Raw genomic sequence first — 18,788 nt, 5'->3', positions numbered from 1 at the left:
CCGCCCAGCTTGCTCAGGAGAGAATAAATGACTCAACCAACCCCCAATTTTACTGTCGCTGACTATTTTAAAGCACGACTGGAAGAAATAGGCGTCGACCAAATGTTTGGCGTCGCAGGTAATTATACAGCGGCTTTGCTCGATACCATATTGGCCGACTCCCACTCGCCTATCAAGATTAACGGTAACGCCAATGAGATTTGTGCCGGTTTTGCCGCAGATGCCTATGCCCGACTGAAAGGTCCCAGCGCTTTGTACGTTACCTACAGTGTCGGCGCATTCAGCCTGCTCAATACCATTGCCGGGTCCTTTGTTGAACAAGTGCCGGTGATCCTGATCAATGGCGCGCCTACCAACAAAGAAGATCAGATTTCAAAAAATGCCGGTTTACTTTACTCGCATACTACGGGCTATGAATTTGTTGATATTCACATGTTTCGTCCTGTTACCGTCGCAGCAGAACGGATAGTCAATGCCAACCAGGCGCCTTTCCAGATAGATTCCGCTCTGGCCGCGTTGCTGACCGAACGCCGCCCGGTGTATTTTGAAGTCAGTGAGGATGTCTGGCGGGCAGACTGTATTGCACCTGCGCAACCGCTGGCACTAAATAACCCTGCCAGTGTCACGGTAAGCGAAGCACAGCAGGCAGCTAAGGCCACGGTTGAACTCATGCTTAGTCAGCCAAAAAGTATTTTCTGGGCGGGCATAGAGCTGCAACGCTTCGGCCTGCAGGATACTTTTTTAGAGTTGCTGGAAGTGATCAATCGCAACCATACTGTGCCTGAAGGACATATTCATTTTGTCACCTCCGCATTGAGCAAGTCAGTGATCGCAGAAACACATCCCTGGTTTGAAGGCTGTGTCACCATGAGCCCCTCAGAAGTGGAGTCTTTGGTTGGAGACGACGGGATATTAGTGGGTGTGGGTGCCTGGACAACCGGTAAAGATACCGGCAACCAGGACATTCGCAGTAGCCGTACCGTACTGGCTGCCCAGGGCGGCGTTTACGTGGGTGCAAGCTACTATGCTTCGGCAACGCTCAAAGACTATCTGCAATGCCTGATCGACGAATTCAGTGCGCTGGCGCAGCAACAGCCCGCCAGTCTGAAAGGGTTGCGCATGCAGCAACCAGTGTTAAAGGGCCAGTCAGCGGATTCGCAGCTTGGCTATGACAGCTTCTTTGCCACCCTCAGCCAATGGCTTGGCGAGGATGATATTCTGGCGGTGGATGCCGGTTTCCCCTTGATTGGCGCGCAGAGTGTAAAAATACCTTCGCAGGATGGCTTTGTCGCTCAGGCCGCCTGGCTGTCGATTGGCTACTCGGTCCCCGCAGGCACCGGCATCAAATGTGCGTTTCCTGACAAACGTGCCGTGGTGGTAGTGGGTGACGGCGCCTTCCACGAAACATGTCAGGCGGTTGCCGATCAACATGCCTACGGGCAGAATACGGTGGTGTTTGTTCTGGCCAATGGCATCTACGGGATTGAACAGTACCTGGTCAACCCCAACCCATTCAGAACGCCGCCAGTTGATTATCAGGACAAACTGCTCGACAAAGTCTACAGCTACAACGATTTGCCCAGCTGGAAAATTGCTAACATTACCCAGGCCTTCGGCGGTGAAGGCCGCCGGGTCACCGACTTGAGTGAGTTAATGGCGGTGATGGAGGAGATCAGAACCGATCCGCACAACAACTATGTTGTCGAAGTCTCTATCCCCAAAGAAGACACGCCACATGCGATTACACTGGAAGCCAATAGCGCTGTGGGCGAGGATGAAATCGCCAACCCAGACTGGCCACCGGCCAATAAATTTTAGCAACAGGTAATAATACCAATTTCACTTAATACCTGTTCAATTTGACGGAGCAAATATGACGCTAACGGCGTTAAAAATTTCTTATTTAGAGTAACTAAATAGCAAAATTTTTGCCTGGTTATCGACCCTATTTTCTCGCCTCAAAATAGAACACTTAATTAAGCAAATTGGTACAAAAAAACCACCCATAAAGGGTGGTTTTTTACTCAATCTAAGTGCTACTTCACACGTTTTTGCATCCGTCGTGCACCCAGTAACAGCAACCCTGCCAGCATATACAACAAGGTTCCGCCGGAGCCCTGCTCTTCGACTTTATTTACTATAACAGTTACCACTTGCTCTGTGTTGGTTTCACCATCCGACACATTCAGCTTAAATACCAGCTCAGTAGTACTATCAACTTGTGGTGCAGTAAAAGACAAGGTCGGGCTTTGCGCATCTGCCAGCGTCACTTTTGTGCCGCTGATCTGCTGCCATGCATAACTCAGCGACGTGCCATCTGGGTCACTGGCGCTCGCCGTCAATGTAACCTTTGATCCCGAATTCGCAGTTGCGCGCTCGTTAACCGTCACAGTAGGCGCCTTGTTGACATGCACGAATGTCACTTCAAAACTATGGGCAAAGCGCTCATAGCCATCGTCAATCACAACCTCAATGTAACCTTTCATAGAGCCCGCAAGCTCAGGAATAGTCAGAGTGGCCTCTGCCGCTCCCTGCTCATGAGCAAGCTCGATCACCGGCTCTGAAACTCGCCACTCAAACCTAAGCTCATCACCGTCCAGATCACTTGATGCAGATGCATCGAGTGTCACGGAGGTCAACTCTTCCATCATTTGAGGCACGTTTAGCACCAAGGTGGGTTCTCTGTTCGGATTTTCAGTAGCCAAAACAGATACAGACTCAATCACACCATTGACACTCCCATCCAGGTCAAATGGTCCACCATCGACCAGAGTGTAAGCCGTGCATTGTGCGCAGGTATCACTGGTTGCACTTTCACTTGCGATGGTCTCCCAGCCTTGTAAAGTCAGCTGGCGAATTTGCGTGCTTTGCTCGGATTTGAACGCTTGCGGATGAGACCAAACCACCGTCGCAGAAGACGTTCCCTGAGCCAGGTAGACCTGAGTGTTAAACAGCTCACTGTAAGGCTTAAAATGCGGATCGTCTGCACTGAAGGTAAGCGACTGAGCCGCCAGGTAACCACCAAGCTCACTAAATGACAAGCTCATATCAGATCTTGGCTGACTGGTCCGTGACTGGGCAATATGACCGACCGTGAACTTGGCACCTTGAGTGTCAAACTGCAACGTCTGTCCTGAATTAAGGTGCGCCAAATCAGCCTGATTGTGATTATCCAAGTAGTCGACAATGCCGTCGCCGTCACTGTCAGTCAGTCCTTCTACAGCATCATTAACCCCATCACCGTCACTGTCGCTGTCTTTGCTGAGCACCGTGGCAACGACCGGATAGGTCTGCTGATAGTCGTATTGTGATTGATCACGTCTGTTGGTCACCGTCACACTGAGCTGGATCTGTTCAAGCTCACTGAGCGATGGCGCACCAAATACCCACTGAGCGGTATCTTTGTCAGACAGCGGCCAGAATCTGCCATCTTGATCTCTGACTTCCACATTATAGTTCTGGGTACTCACAGGCTCAGCAATGTTGACGTAAAAGGCCGGACGTTCGGCCTCTGGCTGAAGTGCCGCAACCGTTTTACCCGCTTGAGTAGCAAATAATCTTACCGTCGGTGCGTTGGACTCGGTCTGTACTGCCAGCGTGCTCACAACTTCACCATCGAGCCAGGCCCCATCCACGTCTGTGACTTGGAGTTGCGCGCCCGCTGTTGCTGCTAAACTTCGCAGTGGCATAACAAAGCTAGGATATGACTTTGAGGTAAACGAAAATGGTGTGTCGTCGACCATACCTGACAGCGTTATAGTCTGCTGTGGTGATTTACCATCAAGTTGCACTAAGACTGCAGCATCACCATGTGAATCCTGAGTAAAGCTGGATTGCACTGTCAGGCGAGGTAGTACAGACACCGGAACACTTTGCGTAATACTATTCCCGTTACTGTCAGTGGCCACAAACTCAATGTTTTGTTGTCCGGTAACAAAGGTATAGTCGTGTGCATATTCAATATTGACTCCGCTGACCAAATCTACAAACAGCTCAGCATCAGATACCGCTGCTAAGATACCCGTCGCAGTGGCTGACTTCACTAATAGTTGCTGTTCCTGATAGGCAGGTGCCGTGGTGTCGACTACAGTGACTTGCTGTAAAGACTCGGCAACCATACCCATAGTATCGATAGCCCGCCAGGTCACAACATGTTCACCCAGTGGCAAAGGAGTCGAATCAGCAAGATAAACAAGCGGTGCTGCGGGCCCGTTATCTGTGGCACTAACCTCAACGAGCTCTGCAATATCCGTTAATGACCCCGTTGCTTCCACAACGACAGCTGCGCTGTGCTCAATGGCAGGCGCAGTGAAATCACCTGTCGCAGGATCAAATGGCGCTGCATCTTCAGAGTCAGGTACACCATCGCCGTCCGTATCTCGGGACAAAGGATTAGTACCCAGTTCTAATTCCTGTAAGTTGGATAACCCATCGCCGTCCTCGTCCCGCTGCGCATCACTTGCATCATAGATATCAAAACCATGGTAGGTTTCCCAAACATCTGTCATGCCATCCTGATCTGAATCAGCATCTCTGTTAGACAGCCAAACGAAATTGTCCAGCCATACGGCATCCTGGCCATCTGAGACCGAACCATCTTTACGATATCTGAAAGTAATGGTGTGATTGCCAGCATTAACCCGCACCGAATGAGTTTGCCACTGCGACACATCTGAGGCTTGCAAGACCGCTGCGCCATCAATATCAACGATAAAGCGGTCACAGCAACTTTCAGTATCCATCTTGAGGTCAAAATTCAATATCCCAGACTCGAACTCGCCGGTGACAGTAAATGAACTCTCCTGGTTGTCATCAATGTCGCCCGATTGCAGCGCATATTCACCGTCCGACGCTTCAGTCGACACGCGCGTCCACGCTATTGCGCTATGTTCTGCATTATTAAACCAGAATGGTAACTCAGCGCCTTCAAAGGAGCTGGTTAACAGCGGATCTTGGCTCTTGGGCACAGATGCCGCATCATTAGGATCTGCGCCGTGTTGCACCTCATCAGCATCCGTGTAACCGTCTCCATCACTGTCACGGTAACGCTCAAGTGAGTTCATAGGATCCCAGCCAAGCGCCAATTCTGTACCATCCTGAACACCATCACCGTCGGAGTCCGCAATCCAAGTATAAGTGCCGGCATCAAATTCCGCGTGACCTGTCAATCCGTCACCGTCCAGGTCTAAATGAGCGTCCGCCACGAAAGGGTCGTGTCGATTATCTATTTCCCACAGATCATATAATCCGTCCTGATCGGTATCTTTAAAGCCCGTGTTTAGGAGAATATTCGTAATGAAGACAGCGTCGTCGCCAATACTGACACTACCATCTTTTTGGTACTCAAAGATAAAGGTGTGTTGACCCGACGAAGGCAGCACAACCTCATGCGTCTGCCAGCCTAGATTGCCCGACTTACTTAAAATTTGTTGATCGTTGAGATAAACGTTAAAGAAATCAAAGCTAGCTTCCGACGAGACTTTATAATCGAACGACAGGATGCCCTGGTGCTGTGCACTGTCGAGCTCAAGTGAAAAGCGTGTAATTTGGCTATCTGTAATATCCGGATTGGTCAGGGCTGTAAAACCAACGCTATCTGTCACTAACCATGCTGCTTGCCCATCTGGAAAGCTAATTTCAGGTGGCGTTTGACCAAGCTCCAGCGTCACCAGTGTGACTTCGGCTTCGCCTGCAGAGCTGGCGTCTGTCGGGTCTGTGCCATTTTGAAACTCTGCGAGATTAGGTTGCCCATCACCATCGGCATCATAAAACGCATCACGTTTACTGGTAGGATCAAGCCCATATTGATTCTCCCAGGAATCAGGCATTGCATCCTTATCGGTGTCTGCTGAAAGCGGATCAAGGCGCAACTCAAAGACTTCGGCATAGTCAGACAGAGTGTCTTCATCCGTATCGATAAGATCAGGTCGGGTTAACAGCTTATATTCCTGCAAATTGTTTAACCCATCGCCGTCCAGGTCGGTCAAGGCATCTTCACGATCATCCGGGTTGAGGCCAAATGCCACCTCCCAGTTGTCGTCCATCCCGTCGCCATCAATATCGCTAAATAGGATGTTATCGCAGCTCAGGCCAACCTGAGCAAACGCCTCTATGACTGGATAAGAGGGATAGTTAAGCTCGATTGCAGCATTTATTACACCGCAAGCTCCATCGATGAAATCACTGGAATTAACCCAGTAGTGCCGATTTGCATGGACCATTACAGAGAATGCCTGTCTTACATCCCACCCTTCGCTGGTTGCAAGCAGGTAAAATGCCCGGTTGAACACACCGCTGCTATAGTGCACATCCATCCAAGTCGTGAAATCATCCGCATGATCGATAGAAACTCCGTCTCGTGAAGGGGTTTCGAAGTACCTGAGCGCCGTTGTTTGCTTAGTGATATCCGCACCAACCAGCCAGTCATTCGTTCCCCTTAAAAAGTACTCAGCAGCTTCACCTGCAATATCGGAAAAAGCCTCATTGATGCCCCCGGATTGGCCTTCATAAATCAGGTCTGAGTTTTGCTGAGTAAAGCCATGGCTCACCTCATGAGAAACAATATCCAGCGATACCAAAGGGTGAAACCTGTCTATACCATCACCAAAGGTCATAGCTGAACCATTCCAGGTTGCATTGTCTCCGACATAATCCGCATGTACACGCATCAATAGCTTGAATGTCAGTGGTGGCATATCAAACCACTGCTCATACATATCAAATACGGCGGTACCAAACGCATGCGCATCGTTCAGCGGTGAGTAGGCGCCGTTAACCTCTTTATGCGTATTACGGCTACACGCAAAAGAGAAAGCGGTTTGCGGCTCATAACCTGATTCCAATGAAACCGTTTTGACTTTGTCATTTTCCAGATAGCAGGTATCACCGGACTGTGTAATGTCCAGCGCCGGATAATCTACACCATATTCATACTGACCGACTTTAACATTACCACCCGGCCCGGTAGCGGTTGCGTGTTTAACGTTATCCCACTGTTTCACTATTTGATAATCAGACTCTCTGAACAACGCAACCGGCATTGCGTGTGAGTGGGGCTCTGCAGACAGTAAAATCTGTCGCACATAAAATGCCTGGTCATTATCGATATACACATAGCGTGTATTTTCCTGTACAGCATACTCGCTATCCGCAAGCTTATTTGCTGCCATCAACTGCTTTGCAGCTTTAGCAACATCAAACTGTGTATTGGCACTCGCAGCGACTTGTTTCGGATCCAAATCACTGGCAAAAAAGCCGCTTACATGGCGATATTGTTCGCGGTAACTGAGCTGATGGCCCCAAACAGGCACTTCGCCAAAATATTGCTGATAACGCTTCGATTTATTGTTGTTAATATTGCGTTGATGTGACAGAGTCAGTGGTGCAAAATGCAAAGCATCCGAGGATTGAATTCCCCTTTTTTGCTCCAAAAACTTTAACACTTCGTCTTGGTTTTGCTGTGTTGCTCGCAACGATGTCGCCGCAATGCTCTGCGTACTTAGACATCCAGCTACGCACACCAAGCTATATAAAGTACTGAGTTTCATCCAATCTTCCAAACTAAAAAACACAGAGTATCAGTACATCAATGTGCCGATACCCGGTAAAATGGCGGCTATTCTAACAAACCCGGTTAGCTCAGCCTAGTCAGATTAAAAAATAAACGCCCCTAAAACACCAACATTTGCACTCAGGTCAGATTTCAAACAACTATCTGAGTGGATTTCTCCCCAACAACCACAATTTGAACAATAATAAAGCTAGACACCGTCAGGCAGGGAAAAGAAATGGATACCCATAGTTTGGATCTCGCACTACTCAGTGTTAATCAGCAATGGCAAATACTGACATTCAATCAGGCTGCGGCTGCACTGTTGGGCCTGGAGGCTGAGCAAAACTCCCCCCAGTGCTTTTTTGACTTGTGCCAGCTTGCTGACTCTGGCGAGCAAAAAGACAGTCCATTTTTTAGCCAGATATCGGGAAGTTCCGCGCTGGCTATCTTGCCTTCAGGGACGCGGCTAAACATCATAATCAGTCGCCGATTAACCTCCGACACCAGCCTGATCCTCAATCCGCTCAACCATCAACACCTGCCGCACCTCGGTGAGCTGGCCGAGCTGGCGCTGCAATGCGGTGACATTGGAGTTTGGCAGGTTGATACTACCTTTGAAAATCCTTACTTTTCTCATACTTTTTGTGCGCTGCTACATTGTCAGGCATTAACTAACTGGGAGGATTTTACGAACCTGATCTATGAAGACGATCGTCCCCTGGCACTGAGCTTCATTGAGGAACACATTCAGTCTAACGTGCGGCTCAAGTTTGAATTTAGGGTACTCATCGACTCTGTGCCGCACTGGTTTGAACTCAGTGGCGATCAGCGCCGTGACAGCGAGACCCACTTGAGCCTGTTTGGCACCCTGCGTGAATGCACCCAGGAAAAGCAGATGCTTATTCATCTTAACAGCGCCCATGAGAGCCGTCGTATTGCCCTGGAAGCCGGTAAAGTGGGCACCTGGTGCGTCAGCCGGCACAACGGCCAGTGGTACTGGGACTGGGATCCGCAAACCAGCGCCATATTTGACCTGGCAGCGCAGGACACAGGACGCTATGAGAAATGGCTTGAACGCATCCACCCTGAAGACCGTTCGCGAGTCTCTAAGGGGCTCAAAGAAGCACTGGAGAGCGGTGAAGACTTTGAGCATGTATTTCGCGCCGTGCTGCCTAACAGCAGTGAGTTGCACATATTTGCCAAAGGTGTGGTGGCGCAGGACGGCTATGGTAACAACTATCGCCTCGACGGTGTTTGTGTCGACCAATCCGAGGTTTATCGTGCCAACATGGAGTTATCCAAACTCAATGCCGAACTTGAATCCCGTGTTAAAGCGCGCACGTCGGATCTTAAGTGCGCAGTCACTAAAGCAGAGCGAGCCAGCCGGGCCAAGTCTGACTTTCTGGCAATGATCAGCCATGAACTGAGAACCCCGATGAATGCCATCATCGGCTCACTGGAGCTGCTGTCGCTGCAAAAACATGATCCCGAAGAAATGGAATTGCTCGAAACCGCGTCTGTTTCAGCCAAAAACCTGGTCGACATACTGAACGACATTCTGGACATCAATAAGATTGAAGCCGGTAAACTGGAACTGGAGTTCAGAGAGTTTGATATTTCTAAAACGCTGCACAACGTGCTATTGACCTTTGCCTCAAACGCAGAGAAACGCCGCGTCAGTCTCAAGGCCATTGAGTCTCAGCAGCTCCCGACTATGCTCTACAGTGACGAGAATCGGATCCGCCAGGTATTGTTTAATTTACTCAGTAATGCCATCAAATTCAGTGGCCCCCCAGCCAAAGACAGTGGCAATGTAATCATTGAGGTAGACTGGCAATTGCAAAGTCACAGCCAGGGGGAACTGAGCATCTTAGTGAAAGATAATGGTATCGGCATCGACGAAAAAACCCAGAAAAAGCTCTTTCACCCTTTTACCCAGGCCGACAAATCAACCACCCGAGTCTATGGCGGTACTGGCCTGGGCTTGGCTATTTCAAGGAAAATAATCGACCTGATGGGAGGGCGTATAGGGCTAAAGAGTAAACTGGATCGCGGCAGCATTTTCAGAGTGTGTATTCCGATACACAGATTCTCCCACCACAATGCCACCACCTTATTCGAAAATATATACGTCGCATCCGCGCAACAACAGCAGCCAGACTCATACCCACTGTCGGTCCTCAAAGACCTTGCCGATCAACTACATCAGGTGACGCTGGATGCACTCCCTTGTGCCAGTCAGGCAAACTCCTTAGTCTGTTGCTTTGTTCAGTCAGAGCAGGATCTGGTACAATTAAGTAAACATCAAAGTATATTAAAAGAGCACCGGGTGTTAGCCTGTCATAAGACCGGGCACACCGAGCAACTGAGGCAATTGTTGCCGGATGCAGCACCACTACATATCGACCTGGCGACACGCTATGGCATCACCCGTCAGGTAATGCACTTACTGACTCATACCGCCAGCCATGCTGCGCCGAGCGCTTCTACAGTCGAGCCCGATAGCAAGACTCCCCCTGCTAGCACGCAAAATCTCCGTCCGGGGATTTTACTGGTAGAAGACAACACCTTTAACCAAAACCTGATGGTCAAACAACTGGCAAAGCTTGGCTACACCTGTACGCTCGCCGAAAATGGCGAGCAGGGTTTTGAAAGCTGGCGCAAGGACAAATACAAACTGATCCTGACTGATTGCCATATGCCAGTGGTGGATGGCTATGAAATGGCCAAGCGCATCCGCCAGGCCGAAAAGCAAATGGCGCTCAAGGCTATACCAATTGTCGCGGTAACGGGGGCGGCAGTGAAAAATGAGCTGGAGAACTGTCACCTGTACGGTATTAACGATTGTATTGGCAAACCCGTTCAGCTCGAACGGTTTAAATCTGTGATAGAGAAATGGTATGGAAAGTAATAACGTACACTTAGCCAGACTCAATCAGCAAACCCTGGTTGACCTGATTGGGGAAGATATGCCAACCATAGCGCGCTTTCAGCGCGATTTTGTTACCCAGGCAGAGTCCAGTTGCAAGCTGTTTTTAAGTGCCTACAGCAGCGCAGCTTATCCTGAACTCAAAGAACATGCCCACTTTCTAAAGACATCCGCTCGAGCCATAGGCGCGGAGCGTTGCAGTGAATACCTGGCGCAACTGGAAGAGGCCGCGCTGTCGGCAGACCGCCCGCATTGCCGTAGGCTGCTTATCAGTATTGCTCAGGAGGTCAAAGCCCTTAACGCATTAATAAATCACGCCTGAAACCATGCTCCTAAGTTAGCCAACCCTGCTTTTACTTAGGCACACTCTGTGCCCAACAGCTTATTGACCGCATCCAGAATACTACGCTTTGTCGATGGCTTCACGATATAACCGCCAAGACCCAGTGAGGCCCATTTTCGGATCAAATCTTTATTACGATTACTGGTCAGCGCAACAATCGGTATTGACCGGCAATGTTCAATGGCCCGGACATTTTTTGTGGTGTTATAGCCATCCAGACCAGGCATAAATAAATCCATAAAAATCATATCATAACGATGTTTTCTGAGCTCTTTTATCGCCGCCAGGCCGTTTTCCATGCCATCGACCGAAAAGCCCTGCTCTCGTAATATTCCGGAGATCATTTCGCGATAAATTTCATTGTCTTCGACTATCATGATCCGCTTGTCTCTGGGCGTCGCAGGCTCTGATATATGCGTGTCATCAAAGGCATGTCCGGCTTCCTCATCATGCACAGGTTCCTGATGTGCGTCATCATGGTGAGCATATGCATGAGACCCATCTTCATGCTCGTGCGTGGCATGCTCTTGCTCTGCGTGCTCTAATGCGTCTTTATGGGCGCTTTCACTCTCCAGTGCAGAGTTAAACACAGCGGTATGCGAGCTACTGAACATGTCGACCAGCTCATTCAGGGTAAAGTGGCTGTCATTTAGCTGTTGCGTAATTTGTTGAATATCTTTGACCAGCTGGTGCTGTAGCTTGTCCAGTAAAGGCAACACATGTTTTTCTTTCAGCTGCTGCAACATTTGCGCCTTAACTTCGTCTTCTTCTTGCGCTTCGTCCAGCGATTCCCTGACCTGCGCGAAGGACTGCTCGGTGTTTATCCGGTAGCTGGCAGCCTGATCGATCAATTGCTTCAGGCCGCTGTCAATTCGGCCAAAATGCTCCTCTTTGAGTTCCGTGATCTGCTGGGTGTCTTCGGCCTGTTGCAGAATATTGTGTAATATCATTCTTAGCCGGTAATTTTCATACATAGGTTTGAAAACAAAGTAATCGCTAAAGATGCCTTTGATACAGCAGCGAAAGGCAACCCCGGATTCTTTGTTTTCGCACAACAAGATGCTTTTGTGCGGATAACCCAGCACCTCCCGCCGCGCGAGCGAGCTATAGGTTTCTATGCTTGCTTTAACATGCAACATGGCAAAGATGAGTACTGGCGGCTTGCCCTCTCGGATGACTTTATGCGCCTCTCGTGTACCCTCCAGCGCTCTGAATGCAGTAACCTGAGAGCTGATAACCTTGCACACGCCCACCATTTCGTGGGCATCGTCGCAAATCATCAACACCTTTGGATGTCGCTCTCCGTAATCCACTTCACCTTTATGCATACCTGTCTCCTGAGCCCCGGTGACCATCAATTCATTGACTGCACCTTAAGGATAGCTCAAGCGTGGATTTTTGTGCCAATGCCACATTATTAGATTCACAGCAATGCTGCCAGCTCACTTAACTGCGCACGGGGGGTGCCATCATGGCTTCATCGCTGTATACCAATTTTTTATTCATTTCACGACGCAACAGCAAATAGCTGATCGCCGCCTGACAATACACAGTGGCAACAGAAAACACCCAGATCTGCTCAATTTCAAAATCCGCCTGCCCCGCCAGCCAAACCACCGGCACAGCGAACAACACAAACCGGCTGGCCGTGCTGTAAAGTGCCGGCCAGGTATTTCCCAGCGCCTGAAACATACCCGAAGCAGCAAAGGTGTAACCGGCCGGGACAAAATTCAGGCTAACATATCCCAAAAATGTCGCTGCAACGAGTATGACCTGAGGTTCGTCACTGAAAGGGGCAAAAAACCAGCTGGCATTAACCAAACACGCCAACGTTAACATCGCCATCAGCACGCAGGTAAGTATATTGGTGTAGCGATAGGTTTGCTGTACCCGCTCATACTTACCCGCCGCATAGTTTTGAGCCGCTATTGCGGGGGCCGCAAAGGCGACCGCCATAACAGGTAAAAAGAGCACCTGCATGATCCTGACGCCCAGCCCAAAGCCAGCCTGAGCGCTCGCAGTAAACTGGCTGAGCGCCCAATAAATGACTGACATATACATAAATGTGAGTAAAAATTCTCCCCCTGATGGGAGCCCCAGATTAATCACCTGTAGCATACGTTTGCGATCAGGCGCGAGTCCCTTGCACGGCATGGTCAGATAATGCACTTTGCGGGCAAAGTACCATAGCGTCATCACCATAGCGCAAAGCGCAGAGATAGAGCTGGCCAAGCCGGCACCTGCAACACCCAAAGCGTAACCTATGCCCCAGCCAGAAATTAACACGGGTGACAACACGATGTTGAGGATAATAGCCAGCATTGAAACTAACATCACGGGCTTAACCACACCGGCGCCACGCAACGCGGCAGCCATCACAGTGAGCCCAAACTGTAATAACAGAGCCGGTAAAAACCAGTAAAAGTAACTAACAGCTGCCTGGCGGGTCGCCGCATCCGAGGTCATGAAATCAAAGAACAAATGCGCAAATCCGTAACCGAGCAGCGCAAATACCACAGAACAGCCCCCGGCTATCAGCATACTCTGATGAAATAACGCGTTAGCTTCAGCTTTATCTTTTCTGCCAACCGCATGCGCCACCAAAGTGCCGCAGCCAATATTAAGCACCTGGGTCAGCGCCATAATAAAGAAGAACACACTACCCGCACTGCTTACTCCTGCCAGCGCGGCGGCGCCGAGGGCACCAACAAAGTATAGGTCGACCAGAAAGTATAAGGTCTGGATGAACATACCAGCCGCCATAGGCACGGCCATCGCGATAAGATGGGTAACAATTTTTCCCTGAGTCAGGTCCTTCATTCACATCACTCCTGATTATCTGATGGCACCATTGTACCGGTTATCTTTAATCCTTGTTCGACTATTTTTTACGCCGCTGTGGCTGGGAAAACAGCACAATCATCAACATTGTTACTGTCATATCTATACAGACGATGCGGATATGGCATACTGAATATTCTGATGGTAAAGGTAATATCTATGGCAACCCACAATCACACAGCACACACATCAGCGGACTCCACAGCGGCGGTGACCAGCATGATACAAGCAATACACAGCCACGACCTGGCGCGCATAAAACACTGCTATGAACAAGCGACAGGCAGCGAAAGGACAGCGCAGCTCAGACATTGCTTTGAAGCCGCCGACAATCACCTAGTAAACTACGAGCATTACCAGAATATTGTGGCCCACTGTGTCAGCCAGCATGGCCTGCCAGCGGGCGTCATTGCCGGGATCAATACCACTGAGCGATTAGATTTTTTTATGCCCGCACTACAGGCGGCGAATGCCTTTAATGTAACCAACCATCAGGGCAATACGTTTTTGCATTGTCTGTTTGTGAATCCTGCCAACCCACTGCCTCCTTTCAATTATATCCGTTCACTGTTGTTGTTTGAACGCAATGAATCGCTGGGCGAGGCCCTGATAGTTCGTAATCATCAGAAGTTAAATGCGCTGGAAACCTATTTGGGTTTTAATCCGCACCACCATGAGCTGCCTCAGCATGAGCTGGCAGCCTGGCTGGCCTTGTGTGAGGCGCAGCGAAAACTCAGCGGTGTAGACAGTAACAACCTGGCCAAGGTGATGGCCCATGTGCGTGGGCGCGCAGAATCGGCACATCGACTCACACTCATCGCCAGTTATTATCAGGTTTCGGTCAGTTCACTCTCACCGATGAGTTAGCCTTAATCGGCGTGCGTAACCAGAGCGCTCTTTCATTGTGTCGATAAGTCATCACCGTGCCGCCGCTGGACTTATCCCGTAAACAGGCGTATTCAACGGCTTCAAATGCAGATCGCCCAAAGTCCATGGCGGCAATGGCCCAGTTGGCACCACTGCCAATGGCCCAGTTTAACGACAAAGGCTCCAAAAAGCGGCGACCATGGCGAATTTCACCAAAAAAAACAGCGCCACTATCGGCAACAAAAAAGAAAGTACAGGCAATATCATCAAACTGATTATCGTGCCAGTGTGTGATCAAATGCTCTATTTCAGCGCAGTTGCCTGAGGCAAATACGTAGCCATCTTCCACCCGCTGGCACTTGCGTGTTGACCAGGACACAATAGTCTGGCTGGTCGAGGTCAGGCTGTCTGTACAAATGGTTTTCGAGTCGTGGTGGTAGGCAATGGTTGTCAAAAGCGCTCCTTGGTGATGATCTTTGCAATCCAAAATAACTCAAACTTATCGATCGTACCGGCTCATTTTGACCTGATATTCACAATAAATCGCTAAACATGGGGTTTGAACATCAATATAAGGAGTAAAAAATTAATACAAAGTTAACAACCCTGTCAACCGCTCACTTTGGCGTAATACCAATTTGCTTAATTAAGTGTTCTATTTTGAGGCGATAAAATATGATCGATAACAAGGCAAAAATTTGGCTGTTTAGTTGTTCTAAATAAGAAATTTTTAACACAGTTAGCGTCATATTTGATCCGTCAAATTGAACAGGTATTAAGTGAAATTGGTATAACATCAATCCATAGCAGTCACTACCCGCGCTGAAACAGCGCAGATCACAGGTAAGTTTAGATAACTGGACTGACTCAGCAGCGACTGCCTGGCGCTGCACCCGACGCTCTCATTTATGGGCTGGGCGCGACGCTCGAGGACTTTAAACCATGAATGCGACGACAGCAGCCCCGATAATCAAAGCGGCCAAAGGTGCTAACCACTTCCAGGGCAGACCTTGCACTTCTTCCCCAGCATGCTCAGAACCTGCTGTAACAGGTGCTGAAGCGGGTAAAGGATCCGGCTGGCTGGCCTCTGGCTCTGCCACAACAGGCTCAGATGATTGCACTGGCAGCTGCCATTGATAGCCCTTTTTAGAAAAGGTTTTAATTGCATCATCGCCGAATAGCGCGCGCAGGTGGCCAATATTCTGAAATACCACTTGCTCAGTCACGGTTCTGCCAGGCCAAACATGTTCGAGGATCTCAGCCTTGCTGTAGATCTTCTGTGGATCAGACAAGAACAAGCCCAGCAACATAGCTGGCTTTTCTTTTATGCTTATTTTTCGACCTTGTTTTGACAAGGCCAAATTTTGGCAGTCAAACTCGAAATCTTGAAATGTTAACTTCATCGTCCTTCAGCTTTATAATTATAATAATTGTCACATCACAGGGCGCATGTGACCAAGCGGTCAACGACATGTCCCTTTTGTTAGTTCAACAAGCTTAACATGTTCCCAACCTCGGATCAGTACTCCAATGTAACGATTTATAACAATCGCCTTCGTAGCCTGTTGGCCACGCCAGTCCAGCCACTGTCACCGAACTGGAATACCGCCAGACTCACCATAATCACAGCCGCGCCAGTCAGCAAGGTCGGTGTGATTTGCTCGTTGTTTAACCATGCCCCCAGCAGCATCGCAAACCCTGGCGTGATCAAGGTTGTCAGTGCAACCGTACTGGCTTTAAGCTTCTGTAGCACATGAAAATAAGCAATAAACCCGACTAAAGATCCAAAGACACTCAGATAAACTGTGGCCAATACAGCGCTCATCTGCCAGTTGTCTATGCTCAGCTGCCCATCAGTCAACCACCACACTAAACCAAACATAGGCGTCACCAGCAGCAGGGCGCCAAAGGTTGAAGCCAGCGGATGGATTGCCAGTTGCACACGTTTTATCATCACCCCACTGAGACTAAAGCAACTCACCGCCCCGAATACATATAACAAGCCCAGCGGTGCCAGCGCCAGCTCACTCAGTTGTGACATGCAAACCAGGTACAAACCCACCATAGACAAAGCCAGCCCCAGCCATTTAATAAGACTAAACCGGGCTTCGTTTAATAGCCGCTGAGCAAGCAGGCCCGACATCACAGGAGCAAGACCAAATATCAAAGAAATCACACCCGAGGGCACAGTTTGTGCCGCCAGATAACTGAGCAACATGCCACCAAATATACCCAAACTGGAATAGCCATATAAGGTCCAGGCTCTGGGGGACATTGGCACCCGATAGCGGCCAATTAATACCATGACAAAGCACAGCACCAACGCCAGCGCCATACGCAAAAAGACGCTCAAGGTCGGTGACATACCTGTGCTGCTGATCACAATCCCAAGCGGGGTCGTCGACCAGATGATTATAACCATAATGTAAGATGCCTGAACTGGCATAATGAACTCCCCTAAATCGGGGCAGTATAAGAGGTTGGAGATACACAATGATAACTAACCGCTGATACTGCCGCGGTTAGTAATAGTCGCCTACAAACCGCGGACACTCACCCCTACCCAGACTGAATTATTCAGCCAGGTATTAAGCAGTGTATGTGCAGTCATCAGCGCCATGAATTTATTCTTCTTAGTAACGTGAACATTCTTTGTACCATGCCTTAGTGCAATGTCAATAACGGATAGCCAAAAGTGTCTATCTGACATGCTATTTAGCACCGAGGTTAGAAAAATCAGGCATGTCTGCCTGTTGGCAAACGTAATACCTAAAACTCTGTTTTGAGTAAATTTTAGACAAACAGCTTAATTTGGCGTGATTAAAAAATACAAAGTTAATAACAACTTAACAATAAAAAGTCACAATTACACCCTGTACCAATTATAAACACCCCCCAAATAAAGAAACAAAAACTCTTTAAAAACATATTGTTGAATCAATTACCATAAAACTATGCAGAAAATGTGAATCACAAATTTAAAACCTCAATAAAACATTTAAAAAACACAAGTTAACAATATTGACAGGTACATTAACATATCTCCATAATAGCATTTAATGCAAAAGCCGTATTTCAACCAACTCAAAGTGCAATATTATGGATTTTAAGCTTTCCGACTATCAGACCGAGTTATACGACTCTACGCTTCGCTTTGCTGGCGAAGTGTTAGACAAGGATGCACATCAGCGTCAGCGCTGCCACCACTTCGCACCGGAACTTTGGCAACAGGCTGCCCAGTTTGGCTTCACCGGGCTGGCAGTGGAAGAAACCTACGGTGGTGCCAACCTGGGTGCCCTGAACACCATGTTAATGGTGGAAGCGCTGGGTAAAGGCAGCCGGGACCTGGGCTTATCGTTTTCTCTGTGCGCCCATTTGTTTGCCTGTGTGATGCCCATCGCGCGCTTCGCCAGTGATGAGTTAAAACGCGACTTTCTCGAGCCCCTGGTCGCGGGTAAATTGATGGCAGCCAATGCCGCCACAGAACCTGGTGCAGGCTCAGATATTTACAGTATGAAAACCACCGCCATCAAAGAACCGGGTGGTTACCGACTCAACGGTCAAAAAACCTATATTACCAATGCCCCGGTGGCCGATGTCTTTGTCGCCTATGCGCAAACCAACCCTGATCACGGCTTTATGGGGGTATCAGCTTTCATTATTGCCAGAGACACACCCGGATTATCAACCGGTGCCGGTCAATCCAAAGACTGCCTGGCCAGCTGTCCGATGGGGGATGTATTTTTTGACAATGTCTTTGTCCCGGAATCTCAGCGCATCGGCTTTGAAGGCGCCGGAGGCGCGATTTTCCACGACTCAATGATCTGGGAAAAAGGCTGCCTGTTCGCGCTGTTTGTCGGCGCGCTGGACAGGTTACTCGACACCACTCTCAGCTACGCCCGGGAACGTAAACAGTTTGGTAAGAAAATCGGTCACTTTCAGTCAGTTTCAAATCGCATCATTGATATCAAGCTGCGTCTTGAGCAGTGCCGCCTGATGCTGTATCGCGCGGGCTGGAAGTACGATCAGGGACAGGATGCCGAAATAGACATTGCCATGAGCAAACTCTTGATTTCGGATTACGCCGTACAGTCCGCACTGGATGCCATTGCCACCTTCGGTGGTGCTGCAATCGATGCCGACATGGGCATTGTACAGGTACTGCTGGACACCCTGCCGAGTCGTATTTTTTCCGGTACTAACGATATTCAACGCGAGATCATCGCCCGAAAACTTGGCTTAAGAGGAGCCTGAAC

Annotated in this window: 11 protein-coding genes; 5 read left to right on the top strand and 6 right to left on the bottom strand. The window is 49.1% G+C overall.

Translation table 11 applies throughout. The annotated features are described in order from the left end of the window. Window positions 1-27 precede the first annotated feature (27 nt). Window positions 28-1,818: an alpha-keto acid decarboxylase family protein gene (locus L1285_RS05930; protein WP_235411363.1), complete on the top strand. Its 1,791-nt coding sequence runs from the start codon at window positions 28-30 to the stop codon at window positions 1,816-1,818. A gap of 218 nt (window positions 1,819-2,036) precedes the next feature. On the opposite strand, the gene L1285_RS05925 is transcribed toward L1285_RS05930, so the two are convergent. Next, on the bottom strand, window positions 2,037-7,547 hold the full coding sequence (locus tag L1285_RS05925) for a M4 family metallopeptidase (RefSeq protein WP_235411362.1): 5,511 nt from the start codon (window positions 7,545-7,547) through the stop codon (window positions 2,037-2,039). A 240-nt stretch (window positions 7,548-7,787) separates the two neighbouring features. Between L1285_RS05925 and L1285_RS05920 the strand changes: the two genes are divergently transcribed. Both L1285_RS05920 and L1285_RS05915 read left to right on the top strand, forming a co-directional pair. Next, entirely contained in the window at window positions 7,788-10,463 is a 2,676-nt protein-coding gene (locus L1285_RS05920) for a PAS domain-containing hybrid sensor histidine kinase/response regulator (RefSeq protein WP_235411361.1), read from the top strand. Then, window positions 10,453-10,803, top strand: a complete 351-nt coding sequence (locus L1285_RS05915; protein ID WP_235411360.1) for an Hpt domain-containing protein — start codon at window positions 10,453-10,455, stop codon at window positions 10,801-10,803. Before L1285_RS05920 ends, L1285_RS05915 begins: the two co-directional genes overlap by 11 nt. A 35-nt stretch (window positions 10,804-10,838) precedes the next feature. Here the strand turns inward: L1285_RS05915 and L1285_RS05910 are convergent, their stop codons facing one another. Both L1285_RS05910 and L1285_RS05905 read right to left on the bottom strand, forming a co-directional pair. Continuing rightward, complete coding sequence (locus L1285_RS05910) at window positions 10,839-12,152, bottom strand: response regulator (protein WP_235411359.1); 1,314 nt, start codon at window positions 12,150-12,152, stop codon at window positions 10,839-10,841. 118 nt (window positions 12,153-12,270) lie between these two features. Then, window positions 12,271-13,644, bottom strand: coding sequence for an MATE family efflux transporter (locus L1285_RS05905; protein ID WP_235411358.1), 1,374 nt, complete (start codon window positions 13,642-13,644; stop codon window positions 12,271-12,273). Between the two features lie 180 nt (window positions 13,645-13,824). Here L1285_RS05905 and L1285_RS05900 point away from each other — a divergent pair, with 180 nt between their 5' ends. Further along, window positions 13,825-14,532, top strand: a complete 708-nt coding sequence (locus tag L1285_RS05900) for a hypothetical protein (RefSeq protein ID WP_235411357.1) — start codon at window positions 13,825-13,827, stop codon at window positions 14,530-14,532. Here L1285_RS05900 and L1285_RS05895 read toward each other — a convergent pair. The 3 genes from L1285_RS05895 to L1285_RS05885 form a co-directional block, all read right to left on the bottom strand. Then, window positions 14,507-14,986 carry a proteasome subunit alpha gene (locus tag L1285_RS05895; protein ID WP_235411356.1) on the bottom strand — a complete coding sequence of 160 codons (480 nt, stop codon included), beginning with the start codon at window positions 14,984-14,986 and terminating at the stop codon, window positions 14,507-14,509. The genes L1285_RS05900 and L1285_RS05895 overlap by 26 nt on opposite strands. A gap of 481 nt (window positions 14,987-15,467) precedes the next feature. After that, window positions 15,468-15,935, bottom strand: a complete 468-nt coding sequence (locus L1285_RS05890; protein ID WP_235411355.1) for a winged helix-turn-helix domain-containing protein — start codon at window positions 15,933-15,935, stop codon at window positions 15,468-15,470. A gap of 137 nt (window positions 15,936-16,072) precedes the next feature. After that, window positions 16,073-16,978 (bottom strand): DMT family transporter, encoded by a 906-nt coding sequence (locus L1285_RS05885; protein WP_235411354.1) that lies wholly within the window; start codon window positions 16,976-16,978, stop codon window positions 16,073-16,075. Between the two features lie 653 nt (window positions 16,979-17,631). On the opposite strand from L1285_RS05885, the gene L1285_RS05880 reads away from it, so the two are divergent. Beyond that, on the top strand, window positions 17,632-18,786 hold the full coding sequence (locus tag L1285_RS05880; RefSeq protein ID WP_235411353.1) for an acyl-CoA dehydrogenase family protein: 1,155 nt from the start codon (window positions 17,632-17,634) through the stop codon (window positions 18,784-18,786). Window positions 18,787-18,788: the final 2 nt, after the last annotated feature.

Origin of the sequence: Pseudoalteromonas sp. DL2-H2.2, from assembly GCF_021532535.1 — a bacterium.
Taxonomy (GTDB): Bacteria; Pseudomonadota; Gammaproteobacteria; order Enterobacterales; family Alteromonadaceae; genus Pseudoalteromonas; species Pseudoalteromonas rubra_A.
The sequence above is the reverse complement of the archived record's forward strand: the minus strand, read 5'-3'. Positions and strand labels throughout refer to the sequence as shown.

Excerpts from the sequence above, each read along its gene's own strand:
- L1285_RS05930 (WP_235411363.1), top strand. The coding sequence starts at position 28 with ATGACTCAACCAACCCCCAATTTTACTGTCGCTGACTATTTTAAAGCA.
- L1285_RS05925 (WP_235411362.1), bottom strand. The coding sequence starts at position 7,547 with ATGAAACTCAGTACTTTATATAGCTTGGTGTGCGTAGCTGGATGTCTA.
- L1285_RS05920 (WP_235411361.1), top strand. The coding sequence starts at position 7,788 with ATGGATACCCATAGTTTGGATCTCGCACTACTCAGTGTTAATCAGCAA.
- L1285_RS05915 (WP_235411360.1), top strand. The coding sequence starts at position 10,453 with ATGGAAAGTAATAACGTACACTTAGCCAGACTCAATCAGCAAACCCTG.
- L1285_RS05910 (WP_235411359.1), bottom strand. The coding sequence starts at position 12,152 with ATGCATAAAGGTGAAGTGGATTACGGAGAGCGACATCCAAAGGTGTTG.
- L1285_RS05905 (WP_235411358.1), bottom strand. The coding sequence starts at position 13,644 with ATGAAGGACCTGACTCAGGGAAAAATTGTTACCCATCTTATCGCGATG.
- L1285_RS05900 (WP_235411357.1), top strand. The coding sequence starts at position 13,825 with ATGGCAACCCACAATCACACAGCACACACATCAGCGGACTCCACAGCG.
- L1285_RS05890 (WP_235411355.1), bottom strand. The coding sequence starts at position 15,935 with ATGAAGTTAACATTTCAAGATTTCGAGTTTGACTGCCAAAATTTGGCC.
- L1285_RS05885 (WP_235411354.1), bottom strand. The coding sequence starts at position 16,978 with ATGCCAGTTCAGGCATCTTACATTATGGTTATAATCATCTGGTCGACG.
- L1285_RS05880 (WP_235411353.1), top strand. The coding sequence starts at position 17,632 with ATGGATTTTAAGCTTTCCGACTATCAGACCGAGTTATACGACTCTACG.